Origin of the sequence: Streptococcus mitis (assembly GCF_946190375.1) — a bacterium.
Lineage (GTDB): Bacteria > Bacillota > Bacilli > Lactobacillales > Streptococcaceae > Streptococcus > Streptococcus mitis_CJ.
Map to the genome: position 1 here is coordinate 1 of NZ_CAMIAF010000023.1, position 18,947 is coordinate 18,947.

Genomic DNA, 18,947 nt, shown 5'->3' on the forward strand with positions numbered 1-18,947 from the left:
TGATTAAAATCAGTGGAACTTACCCTGACACGGATTTCCACTGGTTTTTAGGATTTTTATCAGACTAACTTCCACTTCTACTAGCGGTGGAACTTAGTTTGGGAATTTACCTCTCAATCTAATACTTCCTTGAAGAAAATAGTACAAATACCTTTTTTGAACAAGAACATCAATGTACTAGGATATGTAACTCTATTCTGAACAACTAATAGTATGTTTCTAGTAAAAACTCAATTTTATAGGAAAACTAAGTAAAGATTTTCACGAAAACCGCATATTATAAAGATTTTGAATATAGTGGATTGAGCCTAAAATAGTGCGCTACGGATTCTAAAACATTTCTAGAAATTAATTTGACTTTCCTAAACTCTCTGTTCATGTCTTATTTCAATCCACTATACATGATAATATTCTCTTTCGCTTCTAGAGCTTTCCATGAAAAAAACGCCACATGGGCGTTTTCCTGTTCTTATGGTTTGATACGGTGCAACATACGTGGGAATGGAATAGCTTCACGAATGTGTTTTGTTCCTGCTGCAAAGGTTACCATACGCTCGATACCGATACCAAATCCTCCATGTGGAACTGTACCGTATTTACGAAGGTCAAGGTAGAATTCATACTCTGTACGATCCATGCCAAGTTCATCCATCTTAGCAACAAGGGCATCGTAGTCTTCCTCACGCATAGACCCACCGATGATTTCTCCGTAGCCTTCTGGAGCAAGCAAGTCTGCACAGAGCACGCGCTCTGGATTTCCAGGAACTGGTTTCATGTAGAAGGCCTTGATGGCTGCTGGGTAGTTCATGACAAATGTTGGCACACCAAAGTGGTTTGAAATCCACGTTTCGTGTGGTGAACCAAAGTCATCACCATGTTCAAGATGCTCGTAGTCAGCATCTTCATCATTTTCATGCTCTTGCAAGAGGTCAATAGCTTGATCGTAAGTGATCCGTTTGAAGGGCTCTGCAATGTAGCGCTTCAAAAGCTCTGTATCACGTTCCAAGGTTTCCAAGGCTTGAGGCGCACGATCAAGAACACCTTGTAGAAGAGCTTTTACATAAGCTTCTTGCAAGTCAAGTGATTCATCGTGTGTCAAGTATGAGTACTCAGCATCCATCATCCAGAACTCAGTCAAGTGACGGCGTGTTTTTGATTTTTCAGCACGGAATACTGGACCAAAGTCAAAGACACGACCAAGAGCCATAGCCCCTGCTTCTAGGTAAAGCTGACCTGATTGGCTCAAGTAAGCTGGCGTTCCAAAGTAGTCTGTTTCAAAGAGTTCTGTTGAATCTTCTGCCGCATTTCCTGAAAGGATTGGGCTATCAAACTTCATGAAGCCGTTCTTGTCAAAGAACTCATAAGTTGCATAAATGATAGCGTTACGGATTTGCATCACCGCTACTTGCTTACGAGAGCGAAGCCACAAGTGACGGTTGTCCATCAAGAAGTCTGTTCCGTGTTCTTTTGGCGTGATTGGGTAATCTTGAGATTCACCGATCACTTCGATGTCTGTGATATCCAACTCATAGCCAAACTTAGAACGTTCGTCTTCTTTAACAATCCCTGTCACATAAACAGACGTTTCTTGGCTCAAGCGTTTGATGACATCAAACTTCTCAAGTCCCACTTCTTCACCAAATTTTTCTATAAAGTTTGGTTTAAAGGCCACACCTTGGAAGAAGGCTGTTCCATCACGCAATTGCAAGAAGGCAATTTTCCCTTTTCCTGATTTATTGGCAACCCAAGCGCCAATCGTCACTTCCTGACCAACATAGTCTTTTACATCAATAATCGTTACACGTTTTGTCATTATTTTTCCTTTTCTTTTTCTTTTATTTTTCCATAAATGCTTTCAAGCGTTTAACTGCTTCTTTAAGCGTGTCTAGGTCTGTCGCATAGCTGAGGCGGACATTTTCTGGCGCTCCAAAGCCAGCTCCTGTTATGAGTGCCAAACCAACTTCCTCAAGAATAGCTGTTGTAAAGTCAGTCACATCCGTATAACCTTTCATCTCCATGGCTTTTTTAACATTTGGAAAGAGATAGAAGGCTCCTTGTGGCTTAACGACTTCAAAACCAGGGACTTCACATAAGAGTGGATAGATGGTATTGAGACGTTCTTCAAATGCTTGACGCATAATTTCCACAGAATCTTGCGGTCCAGTTAGGGCTTCGATGGTTGCATATTGTGAAACAGCAGTTAGGTTAGAAGTTGTTTGACCTGTCAATTTGCTCATAGCAGCAATGATTTCTGGATCACCCACTGCATAACCTACCCGCCAACCTGTCATGGCATAAGCTTTTGATACACCGTTGATCACAATGGTTTGCTTACGAATTGCTTCTGATAGACTTGAGATTGGAACAAATTCATTTCCATTATAAACAAGACGACCGTATATATCATCTGCTAAAATCAGAATGTCATGCTCAACTGCCCAATTTCCGATAGCTAGTAATTCTTCACGAGTATAGATCATACCAGTCGGATTAGATGGTGAATTGAGAACCAAAACCTTGGTCTTATCAGTGCGAACTGCTTCTAACTGCTCTACAGTTACCTTAAAGTGGTTGTCTTCCTTAGCAGGAACAAAGACGGGAACGCCTTCTGCCATCTTGACCTGGTCTCCATAACTAACCCAGTATGGAGTTGGAATAATAACCTCATCTAAAGGATTAATTACAGCCATAAAGAAAGTATAGAGGGAGAACTTGGCACCTGTAGCAAAGGTAACCTCGTTACTTGCGACAGAATAGCCATAGTAGCGCTCGAAGTAGGTATTCACTGCAGCTTTTAATTCTGGTAGACCTGAAGCTACTGTATAGAAGGAAGCCTGTCCTTCCCGAATAGCTTTAACTGCTGCATCCTGAATATTTTCAGGAGTGTGAAAATCTGGTTGTCCCAAGGTCAAGAAAAGGACATCCTTACCTTGAGCTTTTAATTTTTTTGCTCTCGCATCACTAGCTAAAGTGACACTTTCTTCCATTTCTAAAACACGGTTGGATAGTTTCATAGGCCCTCCTTATTGACCAATGCTCCTGTTTCAAAATCTACTAGATAAAAATCAGATCCTGACTTGACTTCCCAGATTGGTTTGTCTTGATAACGACCAAAGGTAATTTTGTCAATCTCGCCAGCTCCTTTTTCCTTAGAAACCGCTTCTGCTTTTTCTTGTGAAACACCTTGATTTAGCTGATAAACGTAAATCTTATGGTCATCTTTTCCAATCAGGACAGCAAGTGCTTCTTGTTTTTTATTACGACCAAGAACGCTATAATAAGATTCCAAGCCATGGTATAAGTCAACCTGATCAGCCTGCTCTAATCCTGCATACTGCTGAGCTAATTTTTCTCCTTCACTTTTAGCTGTTTGATAAGGTTTCATACTCAGAAACACTAGATACAGAAAGGAAGCACTGATAACCACAAACAAAATCGTCATCCCTAGACCATACTGCCACAGTAGATTATTTTTTGCTTTGTTTTGTCTTTTTTTCACTCGTCTATTTTACCATCTATTAAGCTTTATTACAAGTGAATGCAAGAATACTCTTCGAAAATCAAATTCAAACCACGTCAGCTTCTCCTTGCCGTACCCAAGTACTGTCTGCGGCTAGCTTCCTAGTTTGCTCTTTGATTTTCATTGAGTATAAGAAACCAATTCTATTTCTCCCTTCAAAGCAAACCGATTTTTCTTGATTAAAACCGATCAAGAAAAGTAAAGACAGCTCCAAAATCAACCTATTAAAAAACCTGAGCTTGGCACTCAAGTTTTCGTAAGTTCTTTTAATCTATGGAATTATTTTATCATCTATTCTTTTAGCCATTTTTCCTAAAAAGACAGGCAGTAGAAGGCTAATCATGACTAAAAAGAATCCTAGATAAAGAAATGTTACTACAAAACCTAAATGGTCAATCAACCACCCTGTCAGTGGGAAGAAGACAATCATACTCAGGCTAAACATCATAGAGTAGACACTCAACATGGTTGCCCTTACTTCACTTGGAAGGCGATCTTGCAAATCATTGTCAAAAATCGGCTGAAAAAGAGCATATAGAGCATTACTAATCAAATAAATCAAAATATAGATTAGAGGTGTTCCAAAATAGGACAGCATATAGGTAACTCCAGTCAGCAGGACGAGGACAGGGAAAAGTTTCAAGGCAGCATAGTTCTTTCCAATCCTACTCGCTAGATAGACTGCGACGATATTTAAGAGACTACCAAGTAGCATAACTGCTGAAATTTGCCAACCACTTAAATCTGGTAACTGATTTTGATAGTAAAAATAAAACATGCACATGAGTACTCCGACAATCTGAGACAAAATCATCCAGTTGAAAAGCATGGGATTTCGCTTCAACTCATCCTTAACAGTCCAAATAATCTGTTTCATGGTCACACTATCAGTTTTTTCTAGCTTGACACTGGGTTCTTTCAGCATCCAAATCAGGAAAAGAACTATGATAGAAGTGGCAATCATGATATAGTAGGTCAGATGCAATTGACCATGGACAAAAAATCCTGCCAAAACGGTCCCCAAAGACCGAGTTCCTTCTGCTACTCCTGACATAAAGCTCGAAATGGATAAATAACGCTCCTTTAGTCCAGCCTCTACAGCCGAGTCATATACCATTGCTGCGCTTGTTCCCGAATCAAAATTATAAGACAAGGCACTCACAGTCATTGCTAGTGCATAAATCCAAAAATTTCCCTGCCCAGCCAACATGAGAATAGAAGACAGAATCCCTGCTATACGACTTAAATAAAGATTGGTCTTATAGGAATAGCGGTCAGCTAACATTCCAGATGGAATTTCACAGAGAAGACTGGTCGTATGAAAAATACTTTCCAGAAGTCCAATCTGCCAAAGAGACATGCCATTTTGACTGAGAAAGAGAATCCAAAAACTGGTAATCCCTAAAAATGCAAAAAACTCAACTCCGGCCATCAGGCCAATATTTTTCCGATAATTTCTTATTAACATCTTTTCTCCTTTAACAAGTGTATTATTATTTCTTTTGTCCGTCACTTGTTAATCTGTGCCTTACATGATCTCCACTCCTTTTAGAAGCATTCTTCAATGCCATTATTGTTCCTTTAATGATTTATGAAATGATACCGGAAAATAGCGGTTCTGCGGTTTCTATTGCGAGTTTTCTCGTTTATTTTAGCACTTATGTCATCATATTACAAGAGAATATAGGAATACTCTTCGAAAATCGAATGCATTCCAGTCGCAAGTGACTTGAGTTTCTGCACTTTTATAGTTTTCAAATTATCTTTGAGCAAATTTCTTGCAAGTCCTTTTGTTTTGTTGTAATATTTTTTATAACAACGAGAAAGTTCTCGGAAATTTAAGGAAAAGGAGACACATCATGTCTAAAAAAGTATTATTTATCGTCGGATCCCTACGCCAAGGTTCTTTCAACCACCAAATGGCCCTCGAAGCTGAGAAAGCACTTGCTGGTAAAGCGGAAGTTAGCTACCTCGATTATTCAGCCCTTCCTCTCTTCAGTCAAGATTTGGAAGTTCCAACACATCCAGCTGTAGCTGCTGCTCGTGAAGCAGTTCTCGCTGCGGATGCCATCTGGATTTTCTCTCCAGTCTACAACTTCTCTATCCCTGGAACAGTGAAAAACTTGCTTGACTGGCTATCTCGCGCCCTTGACTTGTCTGATACACGTGGCGCTTCTGCCCTTCAAGATAAGTTTGTCACCGTATCATCTGTAGCCAATGCAGGTCACGATCAACTCTTCGCTATCTATAAAGACCTCTTGCCATTTATCCGCACACAAGTCGTTGGTGATTTCACCGCTGCACGTGTTAATGACTCTGCTTGGGCAGACGGAAAATTGGTTCTCGAAGAAACAGTCCTAAACTCACTTGAAAAACAAGCGGAAGACTTGATCAATGCGATCTAGTAACTAACATAATAAAAGCGAACAAGACTACTTTTCTGACACTCAGAAGTCTAGCTTGTTCGCTTTTTATATTTAAGGTTAGAGTTTTGTCCCCGACTCTTTTCTTCTATCTTCTATACTTCCTTTACAAAAATCAATTCCTGTGGTTGGGACAGGTCTTCTCTGTAAACAAATCCTGCAAAGCTTAAGCGGAGAGCCTCCTCCACTGTTTGTACTTGATTTTCTATCAGAGCTGTTAGGAAGGCCCCACGCGCTTTCTTGGAAATGGTTGAATGAATCTTCAGCTGACCACCCCTATCCTCCATGAATTTGAAAGTCACCATCTTTTCTCTGATTTCCTTAGAAAATACAGTCTCAAACTCGGATGACAAGAGAGAAAAAATCACTTCTTCCTGCGTCACAGCTTCATCATAAGCTGACTTCCAATGACTCTTCAAAGTCTTACCAGCAACTTTTAACTTCATCAAAAAGTCCAAACGGTGAGGTGCCATAGGTGACAAGGCTGGAACAACACCGTACAAAGCCGAGGTAATGAAGACATGATTTTCAAGATAGGCTTGTTCTGCATCGTTCAGTTTATCTCGCTTAATATGGCGATACATAAGCCCATCAAAAAGTTTCAGAGCTGGGTAGTGTTGAGCTCTTTGCCTTTTCAAAGCCTGAATATTTTGAAACTCTTCCGCAGCTTTCTCTGCTGAAACCTTGTAAAAACTCTCCAATTGACTAGCAGAATAGAGAGCCAAGGCATCAAGCACGGCCTGACTTTCTGGTTTTAAAGGAGCAGCTTCGATACTCGGCAAGTCTGTGTTCATTTCTTTTGCTGTTGGGATTAAAATTTTCATATTGATAGTGTAGCATATTTTTTAGCTACTACCAAGAAATTCATCTGAAAAACCTCGGTTTGACCGAGGTTTCTCTGTTTATTTCGGCCATCCTAACCAGATAGCCACGAGAACAAGGGCTATGCCAGCTAAACTTGTTAAGATAGATAGGAATTTATCTTTTTTCTCCTTGAACTGAGAAAAACCTATCTTCAAAGCGAGCAGTCCGAGTAGCATTGAAGCAACCATCAAATAAAAGCCCATTTGTTTGTCCTCCATTAGTATTAATTTACCTTATTATAACATATACTTTCTGAGAAAATCTATTTTTTATACTACTCAATAAAAATCAAAGAGCAAACTAGGAAGCTAGCCGCAGGTTGCTCAAAACACTGTTTTGAGGTTGCAGATAGAGCTGACGTAGTTTGAAGAGATTTTCGAAGAGTATTATTGTACTTTAAAAGTCTTGAGATAATTGTCTTTTCCTACTTGACCTTCGAAGGTTTTACCATTTTCAAGGTAAGGAAGGTCATCGGATACTGAGGCCTTAACCTTATATATCTTACCATCAACTTTAAAGAAGTAGACAGTATCCCCCTTGATAACAGCTGATTTGAGGTCTGCCACCACACCCTTGATGCTTTCTGTTGTTTCATTATCAATTTCAAGGTCGTTTTTATTAGCGTACTTGCTGAGCAGCTCTTCCACTGTCGTAGCTACGATAACGTTTTGGTACTCGACTGCATCTACCAAAGCGTACTCTTTGACCAAGCCAGCATTGTCCTTCAAGCCCATGATGTAGAGAGGCTTGTCATTGAGGTTGATGAGGATTGGGAAGGTCGCCTTGTAGGATTTCTCCTGAACAGCACCTTCGGCTGATTCACGGGCTGATTCTTCGGTTGCAGAAGCCAAGTTGTACTTAGTGATTTCCCCTGTCCGCATATTTTCAAGGATGAAACCAAGATTACTTTCATCTGCATTGGCTGACGTCACACCTGTGTAGAGATAAATATCATTGCCGATAGACAAGTAATTATAGCCCTTGGTAGTCTGGGTCACGTTTTTCTTGGAAATCATGGCATTCCAGAATCCGTCCTTGTACTTACCATTGTAGTTGATTTGCTCAATGGTTTCCTCAGCTGGATAAACCCTGTCCACCCACTCTGGAACATCTGCCAAGCTGTATTCCTTGGTTTCTCCATTTGTAGCATCCAAGATAATGACTGAAACAGGACGAGGAACCGCCAGTCCAAATTGCTTTTGGTAAACCGTTGCTACATAGAAAGGATTGCCCTCATCGTCCACCTCAAAAGATGGAGTCTTGAAGATTTTAGTTGGGTACTTCAAGCGCAGGTGACGCTTGACATCACGGTTAAAATACTCCGAGTCTGAATATTTGATTGGTGTCTTCAAGTCTACCAAGTCTGCATTCCCGGTTACCATGTCCACCTTGATATACTCGCCGATTCCCTTGGCTTGATTATTAAACCACTTGATAGGGTCTGCATATTCTAGTGGTGTAACCCGATAAGGCTTCCCATCAATTGTCAATTGGGTATAGGTATTTGCCGCTACGTACTGCGACACCTTATCCGTTAGGGAACCCAAGTAGCGGTCACCAATTTTTTCAGCAGTACTTCTATCTAAGATTGGAACCTTACTGGTGTCAGTCTTAGGAAATTCAGTAAAGTCTTTTTCCGTAACCGTGACTACATTGGCATAATTTTTAGCCTGAAAAATGCTGGAAGTCACCAAGGAAACCAAGGCTGCTAAGAGAAGAATTCCTCCAATAGAAGCTAAAAGGATTTTCCCTAACCGATTGATTTTGAAACCCTCAAGATTTAAGGCAGCTTCCGCTTTGCCGTGGCGTACATGAACTGTTTTGACAAGGTTTATCCCCTTGCCAAAGCCAAATAAGATTGCTACAAACAGCAAATGCCCACAGAGGAAAAAGAGAAATTCCCAGCTAGTCAGGTTAAGGGGCGGTAAAAAGATATACCAGGTCGTTGCGATAAAAATAAGTTCAAAGACTATTCGTTTCATTTGCTTTCCTCCTAAATGATTCGTCCTTCCAAGTGATCCAGTTCATGCTGGCAAATTTGAGCTGGGAAGCCTGTCAAAGTAATGGTCTGTTCCTGCCACTTGCTGTCACGATAGGCAACCCTTATGGTTTCATAACGCTTAGTAGGTCTCACACCTGTCAAGGACAAACAACCTTCCTCTGTCTCATAAGGTCCTTCAGAAGACAGGAGCACTGGGTTAAACATGACCACAGGAACCAAGCCCAGATTAAAGATAATCACGCGCTTCTGCACCCCAATCATATTGGCAGCCAGACCGACACAGGTCTCACGATTTGCTAAGAGTGTATCCTGCAAATCTCTGGCAAGATACAGATCATCCTGACTTGCCGGCTGAGATACCTGAGATAAAAACAAAATATCCTTCACAATTTTCTTTTCCACTTCCTCACACTCCTCTTGTTTTTTACTATATTATAGCAATTATAGCACAAAAGCCGATAACTGCAAGCCCTTTCCCTCAACTGTAGCAAAAAGCCATCCGAAGATGACTTTTTCTTTTTAAATCGCATTCTTATCAAAGCCAAGTTTACGTTGAACAAACTTAACAATTTCGACGATAATAATCATTGAGAAACTTCCGCCCATAACGATTCCCCATTGTGATAAGTCTAGTTTGGTTACGTGGAAGATTCCTTCAAGCGGTTCTACGACAATTGTTGACATAAGAAGGATGAAGGATACCAAGATAGACCAGTTGAAGGTCTTAGACTTGAATGGGCCAACTGTCAAGATGGATTGGTATACAGACTTGACATTGTAGGCATGGAAGAGCTGAATCAAACCAAGGGTTGCAAAGGCCATAGTAAGGGCATCAGCATGAATGGCATGATTATCACCCACATGTACTGGGTAAGCAATCGCAAGACCATAAACACTCATAACAATAGCTGCTTGGAGTACACCTTGATAGATGATAGAACTCAAAACACCACCTGAGAAGAAGCTTGCCTTGCGTCCACGTGGTTTATGGTTCATGACACCAGGCTCAGCAGGTTCAACACCTAGTGCAATTGCTGGGAAGGTATCTGTTACCAAGTTGATCCACAAAAGATGAACTGGCTGCAAAACATCCCAACCAAACAAGGTTGATAGGAAGATGGTTAACACTTCAGCAGTATTGGCAGAAAGTAGGTACTGAATAGTCTTTTGAATGTTTGAGAAGACCTTACGTCCTTCTTCAACTGCAACAATAATAGTCGCAAAGTTATCATCCGCAAGAATCATGTCAGAAGCCCCCTTAGAAACCTCTGTACCAGTGATTCCCATACCGATACCGATGTCTGCTGTTTTCAGGGCTGGCGCATCATTGACACCGTCACCTGTCATGGCAACGACTTTACCTTGTTTTTGCCAAGCCTTGACGATACGAACCTTGTGTTCTGGAGACACACGGGCATAAACAGAGTATTGGCCAACTACTTTTTCAAAGTCTTCATCTGACAGTTCATTGAGTTCAGCACCAGTTAAAACGTGGCCTTCTGTATCATTTGCATCAATGATTCCCAAACGTTTAGCAATAGCTTCTGCAGTGTCTTGGTGATCACCCGTAATCATGATTGGACGGATTCCAGCTTCCTTAGCTACACGAACAGCTTCTGCGGCTTCAGGACGTTCAGGGTCAATCATCCCAATCAAACCAGTAAAGATTAAATCATTTTCAAGCTCTTCAGAAGTGAGGTTTTCTGGAATGCTATCGATAATCTTATAAGCACCTGCAAGGACACGCAAGGCTTGGTGGGCCATTTCAGAATTGTTTGTATGAATGAGGTTTGTAACCTTCTCATCAATCGGAGCAATATCCCCAGCCTTATCACGAAGAACACAACGTTTCAAGAGTTGGTCTGGCGCACCTTTAACAGCTACGAGGAAGCGTCCATCTGCAAGTGGATGAACTGTTGACATGAGCTTACGTTCAGAATCAAATGGCAACTCAGCCACACGAGGATATTTCTCTAAAAATCCTTTAACATCGTAGCCCTTGTCCAAGGCATACTGGATGAAGGCCGTTTCGGTTGGGTCACCAATCAGGTTGCCTTCAACATCAATTTTGGTATCATTGGCCAAGACAACTGAACGAAGTAGGGGCATTTCAAGACCTAGCTCGATGTCATCAACTGATTCATGTAGGACCGCATCGTAGAAGACTTTTTCGACTGTCATCTTGTTCATAGTCAGCGTACCAGTCTTATCAGAAGCGATGATTTCAGTTGAACCAAGTGTTTCTACTGCTGGCAACTTACGAACGATTGAGTTTCGTTTAGCTAAGACTTGCGTACCGAGGGCAAGAACAATGGTTACGATAGCAGGAAGCCCTTCTGGAATGGCTGCAACAGCAAGCGCAACAGAGGTCATCAACTCACCGAGTGGATTTTTCCCTTGAATGAAGACACCCACTACAAAAGTAACAAGGGCAATGACCAAGATTGCATAGGTCAAGACCTTAGAAAGGTTGTTCAAGTTTTGTTTGAGTGGTGTGTCTGTCTCATCCGCATCTTGGAGCATGCCAGCGATATGACCAACTTCCGTGTACATCCCTGTATTGACAACAACACCAAGACCACGACCATAAGTCACATTTGAGTTTTGGAAGGCCATATTGACACGGTCACCAATACCAGCATCTGCAGCAAGTTCAACTGTCAAATCTTTTTCGACTGGCACAGACTCACCTGTCAAGGCAGCTTCTTCGATTTTAAGCGAGTTAGCTTCTAATAAACGAAGATCCGCTGGTACAACATCACCTGCTTCAAGGGCAACAATATCACCAGGAACCAATTCTTTAGAGTCAATCTCCGCCATATGCCCATCACGAAGAACACGGGCAGCTGGACTAGACATGGATTTGAGGGCTTCGATTGCTTCTTCTGCTTTCCCTTCTTGGTAAACACCAAAGGCAGCGTTAATGATAACCACGGCTAAGATGATAATGGCATCTGCGATATCTTCCCCACCAGAAGTCACGACTGACAAGATTGCTGCCGCAACTAGGATGATAATCATCAAATCCTTAAATTGCTCGATGAATTTGACCAGGATTGATCGTTTCTCGCCTTCTTCGAGTTCATTGTGGCCAAATTCTGCAAGGCGCTTTTCCGCCTCACTTGATGACAAACCTTGCTCGGTCGCATCCACAGCCTTCAAGACCTCTTCAGGACTCTGAGTGTAAAACGCTTGGCGTTTTTGTTCTTTTGACATGTGTCTCCTCCTTGACATTGTGTGCAAAACAGACTCTCTTTCTGTCATATCTTTTCACGACAAACAAAAAGAGACCTGTTAATCATAACAAGTCTCGCTGTTTAAGATAGTGCCGGAAAGCATACTTTTCAGTATAAAATTCGGAATGACGACACTATCACAGGTTTCTGCCAGCTACTCCCTTGAGTAGTACTATTATACCAAATTTTGAAAAGTTTTCAAAGAGTAAAAATTGCCTTATTTGAATTTTCTCTTGAAAACCAGTATAATGGTAGAATGCTATGTGACTAGAAAGGAAGTTGAATGAAGCAATCTATCTCAAATCTCAAGTTAGCTGAGCGTGGAGCCATTATCAGCATTTCAACCTATTTGATCTTGTCTGCAGCCAAATTAGCAACTGGGCACCTCCTCCATTCATCCAGTTTGGTGGCAGATGGTTTTAACAACGTATCGGATATCATTGGAAATGTGGCCCTCTTAATTGGGATTAGAATGGCGCGCCAGCCTGCAGACCGTGACCACCGTTTTGGTCACTGGAAGATTGAAGATTTGGCTAGCTTGGTCACTTCTATTATCATGTTCTATGTCGGCTTTGATGTACTAAGGGATACCATTCAGAAGATTCTCAGTCGTGAAGAAACGGTTATTGATCCTCTGGGTGCAACTCTAGGAATTATGTCTGCAGCGATTATGTTTCTAGTCTATCTCTACAATACTCGCCTCAGTAAAAAATCCAACTCCAAGGCACTGAAGGCTGCCGCCAAGGACAATCTTTCTGATGCTGTTACCTCACTTGGTACTACCATTGCCATCCTGGCCAGCAGTTTCGATTATCCCATTGTGGATAAACTGGTTGCTATCATCATCACTTTCTTTATCTTGAAAACTGCCTATGATATCTTCATCGAGTCTTCCTTTAGTCTATCAGATGGTTTTGACGACCGTCTGCTTGAAGACTATCAAAAGGCCATTATGGAAATTCCCAAAATCAGCAAGGTTAAGTCCCAAAGAGGTCGCACCTACGGTAGCAACATCTACCTTGATATTACACTAGAAATGAATCCTGACTTGTCTGTTTTTGAAAGCCATGAAATTGCGGATCAGGTCGAGTCTATGCTGGAGGAACGTTTTGGAGTCTTTGATACCGATGTCCATATCGAGCCAGCACCTATCCCTGAAGATGAAGTTTTAGACAATGTCTATAAAAAATTGCTTATGCGTGAACAGTTGATTGACCAAGGAAATCAACTGGAAGAACTCTTGGCTGACGATTTTGTTTATATTCGCCAAAATGGAGAACAGATGGATAAAGAGGCCTATAAAGCCGAAAAAGACTTGAATTCTGCTATCAAAGATATTCAAATCACTTCCATCAGTCAAAAGACCAAACTCATCAGCTATGAGTTAGATGGTATCATCCACACCAGTATCTGGCGTCGCCACGAAACTTGGCAAAATATCTTCCACCAGGAAACCAAAAAAGAATAGAGAAATCCTGTCCATGAGACGGGATTTTTCTATTCTTCTAGCTATCAAAGTCACTTAGATACTCATAGCGGTCGTATTTTTCAAGGAGTGCTTCGTTTTTCTCATCTAGCTCTTTCTGAAGAGTAGCCAGTTTGCCAAAGTCGGAGCCATTAGCCTGCATCTCCTCTTCAATAGCAGCAATACGGTTTTCCAAGACTTCAATATCGCTTTCAATACTTGCCCACTCCTGCTTTTCTTGATAGGTCATGCGTTTCTTGTCTTCTCGAACCTTGACGACTTTTTCTTTTTCGGCCTTTTGAACTTGATTGACCATCTCTGTTTCAAAGACTTTTTCATCAAGGTAATCAGTGTAATGACCAAAGAAAGGACGAATCTTGCCATCCTCAAAAGCCAGAATCTTGGTCGCCACCTTATCCAAGAAATAGCGGTCGTGACTAACAGTCAAAACTGGTCCAGCAAAACCTTGCAAGAAATTCTCCAAAACTGTTAAGGTTGCAATGTCTAAATCATTGGTCGGCTCGTCCAAGAGAAGAACATTTGGTTTTTCCAAGAGCAATTTGAGGAGATAAAGACGCTTTTTCTCTCCACCTGACAATTTCTCAATCAAGGTTCCATGCGTCGAACGTGGGAAAAGAAACTGCTCCAGCAACTCTGCAATCGAAGTCGTAGAACCACCACTGGTCTTGACCTCTTCTGCCACTTCCTGCAGGTAATTGATAACTCGCTTGCTCTCATCCAATCCCTCAATTTTCTGAGAGAAATAGGCGATACGAACAGTTTCCCCTATCACAACTTGACCTGCTGTCGGCTCAAGACTGCCTGCAATCAGATTGAGCAGGGTTGATTTTCCAACACCGTTATCCCCAACAATTCCAATACGATCTTTGGCCTGCACCAAGAGATTAAAGTCTTGTAAAATGGGCTTATTTTCATAGGCAAAGGAAACATCCTGAAACTCGATGACTTTCTTCCCAATCCGACTGGTTTCAAAGTTCATGGTCAAGTCTGTCTCAGCAGTATTTCCTGAAACTTCCTTTTTCAGGTCGTGGAAACGATTGATACGAGCCTGCTGCTTGGTCGCACGCGCCTGCGGTTGTCTACGCATCCAGGCCAATTCTTGTTTGTAGAGTTGTTCCTTTTTGTGGAGAAGAGCCGCGTCGCGCTCATCCTGTTCCGCCTTTATGCGAACATAGTCCTGATAATTCCCTTGATACTCAGTCAATCCTGCTCGGTCCAACTCGAAAATCCGTGTTGACAAAGCATCTAGAAAATAACGGTCGTGGGTAATAAAAAGGACGGTCTTCTTAGAATTTTTTAAAAAGAGGGTCAACCACTCAATGGTCGCAATGTCCAGATGGTTGGTCGGCTCATCCAAAAGCAAGAGATCGTGGTTACCAAGAAGAACTTGCGCCAACTGGACCCGTCTTCTTAGACCACCTGACAATTCCCCAACAGGAGTAGATAAGTCCTGAATCCCCAGCTTGCTAAGAACCGTCTTGACCTGACTCTCAATTTCCCAAGCTTGGAGAGAGTCCATCTCTGCCATGACACGTTCCAAACGCGCCTGCTTGTCCTCACTATAGTTGAGCATGAGGAGTTCATACTCACGAATGAGCTGGATTTCCTTGAGGTCACTGGAGAGAACCGTATCCAAAACTGTCTTTCTATCATCAAAATCAGGATCTTGAGTCAAGTAACCAATTTGGTAATCATTCTTAGCTGAAAAGGGACTGACATCCCCATCAAAGCCAGAAACGCCAGAAAGAACATCTAAAAGGGTGGTCTTACCAGTCCCATTGACACCGATTAAGCCAATTCTGTCCAAATCATGGATAATAAAGGAAATATCCTTAAAAACGGTCTTGTCACCGACGGATTTACTTAGTTTTTCAACAATAAAATCACTCATTTTTTCTCCCTCAGATAAGTATGGATGGCTTGACGGTCATTTTCCAATTCTCCATCGACAATGGCATATTCAATCTCTGTTAAAATCTCTCCCAAATCTGGACCTGGTTGATAGCCATATTCCTTGATCAAAATACCACCGTTAATTTGGATTTCTTTCTTGTCATGAATGGTCAAACTCTGGTAAGTTTCTGTGATGGCTTGTGGGTTGACTTCTTTTCCTTGGGCCTGACGAAGATTTTCAGCCTGTAAAAGTAAAGCCAAGTCAAAGCGGTAACAATCGCGCTTGCTCAATTCTCCCTTTTCACGCAGAGCCAAAATAGTCAGCAAATCCTGAACCTGCTTAGCAAACTGGCGTGAGGTCTTCCAAGCCTTCAAAAATGGCTGCGCATTTTCAATATCCAAAGCCCACAGTAGGGCTGCCCAGGCTTGCTCTGAAGATTCAAAGGTGAAATCAGTCTCCAAATCAAACAGTCTATTAAGCTTGTCATGGCTAGCTGCCATATCAGGGAGATAGTCATAAGATTGACTCTCAATCATGGAAGCCAAGCCCCTTCTCCAAAATGGAGCCAGCAAGAGTTTATCAAACTCAACAAAAGTACGCTCTACAGAAATTTTCTCCAAAAGCGGCGTCAAGGTCTTCATAGCTTCAAATGTTTCTGGCTCAAGTTCGAAGCCAAGACTAGCCTGAAAACGGAAACCACGCATAATCCGTAGAGCATCTTCGTTGAAACGCTCACTAGCTACACCAACCGCTCGTAAGACTTGCTTTTCCAAATCTTCTAAACCATGAAACAAGTCAATGATTTCTCCTGTCTCGTCCAAGGCAAAGGCATTGACTGTAAAATCACGGCGCTTGAGGTCTTCTTCTAGCGAGCGAACAAAAGAAACCGCACTAGGTCTACGATAGTCCACATAGACATCTTCTGTCCGAAAAGTAGTCACCTCATACTCCTCGTCCCCATCTAAGACCAAGACAGTTCCGTGCTCGATTCCGATATCAGCTGTTCGCGGAAAAATCTGCTTGGTTTCTTCTGGATAAGAAGACGTCGCAATATCCACATCATGGATAGGGCGATTGAGGAGGGCATCTCGAACAGATCCCCCAACAAAATAGGCTTCAAAACCTGCTTCTTTAATTTTTTCTAATACTGGTAAAGCCTTCTGAAATTCAGAAGGCATTTGCGTTAATCTCATAATAAGTGTTCTAATCCATAGACAAGCTCATGACGCTTGACAACTTCTTTAATTCCCAAATTCACCCCTGTCATGAAGGAGCTACGATCATAGGAGTCATGACGGAGGGTCAATCCTTCTCCTTGATTGCCAAAGATGACTTCCTGATGTGCTACCAAGCCTGGCAAACGAACTGAGTGGATGCGCATGCCATCAAAGTCAGCACCACGGGCACCAGTAATCAATTCTTCCTCATCTGCTGCACCTTGCTGAATAGACTCTCGAACTTCTGCCATCAACTCAGCTGTTTTAATAGCTGTGCCACTCGGAGCATCCTTTTTCTTGTCATGATGGAGCTCGATAATCTCCACATGTGGGAAATATTTGGCAGCCTGCTTTGCAAATTGCATGAGCAAGACAGCACCCAGGGCAAAGTTAGGGGCAATCAAACCACCCAAATCTTGTTCACGAGAAAATTCTTTTAGCTCTGCAATTTCTTCACTAGTGAAACCTGTTGTTCCAACTACTGGAGCAAAGCCATTTTCAAGAGCAAAGCGTGTATTTTCATAGGCAACAGTTGGAGTAGTAAAATCTACCCAGACATCCGCTTCAAAGCCTGCTAAATCAGCCTTATCCTTAAAAACAGGAATACCCTGCCATTCTGATTCAGACTCAAAGGGATCCAAAACTGCTACCAAGTCCAAGTCTGGATCAGCCAAGACCATTTGACAAGCAGCTTGGCCCATCTTTCCCTTAAAACCAGCAATAATTACTCGAATACTCATCTCTACTCCTGTCTAAGATACAAAGGACCTTAGCTGCCCATGAAAAATAGGGAATGGCGCTGACTTTCCACGAAAGGCAAGACAGGCATCTTTTTTCAAGAGGCAGGTAGTCCGTGTTCAATTGCTAAGATACAAAGTCTGTAGGAACACAAAGTGAAAATAGAAGTTCTGATCAAGAAGTGTCTACTCCTTGGAAAATCTATCTTTTTCACACAGGGTTCCAGGCGTGTTCAACTGCTAACTTCTTAACTAGTCTAAAAGTGCCAACTAAATCACTGGAATATACCCCAGAGCAATACTTCCTGCTCCTAGGTGAGTTCCAATGACACTACCAAATGTAGCAAGTGAAACATCCGAACCCAAGCCAGAATCAAGCAAGTGCTGACGCAATTCTTCAGCCTTTTCAGGAGCATTCCCATGAATGACAATGACCCGATATTGGCCTGAAGCCGTTGTTTCTTTGATAATTTCAATTAAGCGCTTGGTTGCTTTCTTTTCAGTACGAACTTTTTCGTAAACTTCAATCACACCTTGGTCATTGAAATAGAGGATTGGCTTAATGCTTAGCAGATTGCCCAAAATCGCAGCACCATTTGAAAGACGTCCACCTTTCACTAAATGATCCAAATCATCTACCATGATAAAGGCTGACGTACGGCTGATTTGAATGGCTAGCTTATCCTGAATGCTGGCAAAATCATCGCCCTGGTCACGCCAATTAAAGACGCTTTCAACCATGATACCCAGAGGAGCACTTGTAATCAAAGTGTCTGGAAAAGCAATGGTTAAGCCCTCATATTCATCTATCATATACTGGATATTTTGGTAAAAACCTGAAATTCCAGAAGATAGGAAAAGCCCCAAAGCATGGGTATAACCTTGTTCTTTGAGCGAAGTTAAGATTTCATCTAACTTGGCAATACTTGGTTGACTAGTCTTAGGCAATTCAGAAGCCTGAGCCATTTTTTGGTAAAATTCCTCAGCAGTCAGATTGATGCCTTCGACATACTCCTCACCATCAATATTGACAGGAATATCCAAGACAAATAAATCTTCTCTTTGCAAGGTCTCTGCACTGAGATAGGCAGAAGAATCTGTGATAACAGCTAGTTTCATATTAGAACTCCAAATTGATTCCTGGTAAGTCTAATGCAATTTCAGTTACTTCGTAAGTCAAACGGTTGAGCATGTTCAAACTTGGGCGAGCCAAAGTTTCCACTTCTTCTTGGCTCAATTCACTTGGTTCATTGACAATACGGCCATCGATATGATTTACTTGTGAGATTGTTCCACTAATGACAAACTTATCAAATACAATCATAAATGTCAAGATGACAATCAAGGAAGTCACTTGATTTTCTTGATCATGTTGGAGCAATTGGAAGTTCACATCCACCTTAGTTTCAGGAGCTCCATTTTCATTTTCCCATTCAAAATTACGCGCATCAAAATGATACTGACTGACAAATTCTTGTTCACGTTTAAGATTCATGTCTTTCTCCCTAGGCTACAATATTATAAGCTATTGTACCATATTTTTTTATTTTCATCTAGTTTTCTAAGTT

16 protein-coding genes are annotated in these 18,947 nt (G+C 41.7%); 2 read left to right on the forward strand and 14 right to left on the reverse strand.

Annotation, left to right across the window (positions count from 1 at the left end):
• Positions 1 to 469: 469 nt before the first annotated feature.
• The 4 genes from asnS to N8M09_RS09765 all read right to left on the reverse strand — a co-directional run bounded on the left by asnS (position 470) and on the right by N8M09_RS09765 (position 4,988).
• On the reverse strand, positions 470 to 1,813 hold the full coding sequence (asnS, locus tag N8M09_RS09750; protein ID WP_038805974.1) for an asparagine--tRNA ligase: 1,344 nt from the start codon (positions 1,811 to 1,813) through the stop codon (positions 470 to 472).
• A 22-nt stretch (positions 1,814 to 1,835) separates the two neighbouring features.
• Positions 1,836 to 3,014, reverse strand: a complete 1,179-nt coding sequence (locus tag N8M09_RS09755) for a pyridoxal phosphate-dependent aminotransferase (protein WP_261065030.1) — start codon at positions 3,012 to 3,014, stop codon at positions 1,836 to 1,838.
• Positions 3,011 to 3,499 carry a cell wall elongation regulator TseB-like domain-containing protein gene (locus N8M09_RS09760; RefSeq protein ID WP_261065031.1) on the reverse strand — a complete coding sequence of 163 codons (489 nt, stop codon included), beginning with the start codon at positions 3,497 to 3,499 and terminating at the stop codon, positions 3,011 to 3,013. Before N8M09_RS09760 ends, N8M09_RS09755 begins: the two co-directional genes overlap by 4 nt.
• A gap of 292 nt (positions 3,500 to 3,791) precedes the next feature.
• On the reverse strand, positions 3,792 to 4,988 hold the full coding sequence (locus N8M09_RS09765) for an MFS transporter (RefSeq protein WP_261065032.1): 1,197 nt from the start codon (positions 4,986 to 4,988) through the stop codon (positions 3,792 to 3,794).
• 391 nt (positions 4,989 to 5,379) lie between these two features.
• Here N8M09_RS09765 and N8M09_RS09770 point away from each other — a divergent pair, with 391 nt between their 5' ends.
• Entirely contained in the window at positions 5,380 to 5,925 is a 546-nt protein-coding gene (locus N8M09_RS09770; RefSeq protein WP_261065033.1) for an NADPH-dependent FMN reductase, read from the forward strand.
• Positions 5,926 to 6,038: 113 nt separating this feature from the next.
• Here N8M09_RS09770 and yaaA read toward each other — a convergent pair whose 3' ends face one another.
• The 5 genes from yaaA to N8M09_RS09795 form a co-directional block, all read right to left on the reverse strand.
• Entirely contained in the window at positions 6,039 to 6,767 is a 729-nt protein-coding gene (yaaA, locus tag N8M09_RS09775; protein ID WP_261065034.1) for a peroxide stress protein YaaA, read from the reverse strand.
• A gap of 78 nt (positions 6,768 to 6,845) precedes the next feature.
• Positions 6,846 to 7,010: a YczI family protein gene (locus N8M09_RS09780; RefSeq protein WP_261065050.1), complete on the reverse strand. Its 165-nt coding sequence runs from the start codon at positions 7,008 to 7,010 to the stop codon at positions 6,846 to 6,848.
• A gap of 183 nt (positions 7,011 to 7,193) precedes the next feature.
• Entirely contained in the window at positions 7,194 to 8,789 is a 1,596-nt protein-coding gene (locus N8M09_RS09785; protein ID WP_261065035.1) for a hypothetical protein, read from the reverse strand.
• 11 nt (positions 8,790 to 8,800) lie between these two features.
• Positions 8,801 to 9,211: a peptide deformylase gene (locus N8M09_RS09790; protein WP_261064365.1), complete on the reverse strand. Its 411-nt coding sequence runs from the start codon at positions 9,209 to 9,211 to the stop codon at positions 8,801 to 8,803.
• Positions 9,212 to 9,328: 117 nt separating this feature from the next.
• Positions 9,329 to 12,025 (reverse strand): cation-translocating P-type ATPase, encoded by a 2,697-nt coding sequence (locus N8M09_RS09795; RefSeq protein WP_261065036.1) that lies wholly within the window; start codon positions 12,023 to 12,025, stop codon positions 9,329 to 9,331.
• 303 nt (positions 12,026 to 12,328) lie between these two features.
• Between N8M09_RS09795 and mntE the strand changes: the two genes are divergently transcribed.
• Entirely contained in the window at positions 12,329 to 13,513 is a 1,185-nt protein-coding gene (gene mntE, locus N8M09_RS09800) for a CDF family manganese efflux transporter MntE (RefSeq protein ID WP_261065037.1), read from the forward strand.
• 37 nt (positions 13,514 to 13,550) lie between these two features.
• Here the strand turns inward: mntE and N8M09_RS09805 are convergent, their stop codons facing one another.
• The 5 genes from N8M09_RS09805 to N8M09_RS09825 all read right to left on the reverse strand — a co-directional run bounded on the left by N8M09_RS09805 (position 13,551) and on the right by N8M09_RS09825 (position 18,874).
• Complete coding sequence (locus tag N8M09_RS09805) at positions 13,551 to 15,422, reverse strand: ABC-F family ATP-binding cassette domain-containing protein (RefSeq protein ID WP_261065038.1); 1,872 nt, start codon at positions 15,420 to 15,422, stop codon at positions 13,551 to 13,553.
• A complete protein-coding gene (locus N8M09_RS09810; RefSeq protein WP_314726067.1) occupies positions 15,419 to 16,618 on the reverse strand; it encodes a CCA tRNA nucleotidyltransferase in 1,200 nt (399 codons plus the stop codon). The genes N8M09_RS09805 and N8M09_RS09810 overlap by 4 nt, the downstream gene beginning before the upstream one ends.
• Entirely contained in the window at positions 16,615 to 17,382 is a 768-nt protein-coding gene (gene dapB, locus N8M09_RS09815) for a 4-hydroxy-tetrahydrodipicolinate reductase (RefSeq protein WP_261065040.1), read from the reverse strand. The genes N8M09_RS09810 and dapB overlap by 4 nt, the downstream gene beginning before the upstream one ends.
• 267 nt (positions 17,383 to 17,649) lie before the next feature.
• Positions 17,650 to 18,498 carry a DegV family protein gene (locus tag N8M09_RS09820; RefSeq protein ID WP_050083864.1) on the reverse strand — a complete coding sequence of 283 codons (849 nt, stop codon included), beginning with the start codon at positions 18,496 to 18,498 and terminating at the stop codon, positions 17,650 to 17,652.
• A gap of 1 nt (position 18,499) precedes the next feature.
• On the reverse strand, positions 18,500 to 18,874 hold the full coding sequence (locus N8M09_RS09825) for a DUF1149 family protein (RefSeq protein ID WP_001050088.1): 375 nt from the start codon (positions 18,872 to 18,874) through the stop codon (positions 18,500 to 18,502).
• Positions 18,875 to 18,947: the final 73 nt, after the last annotated feature.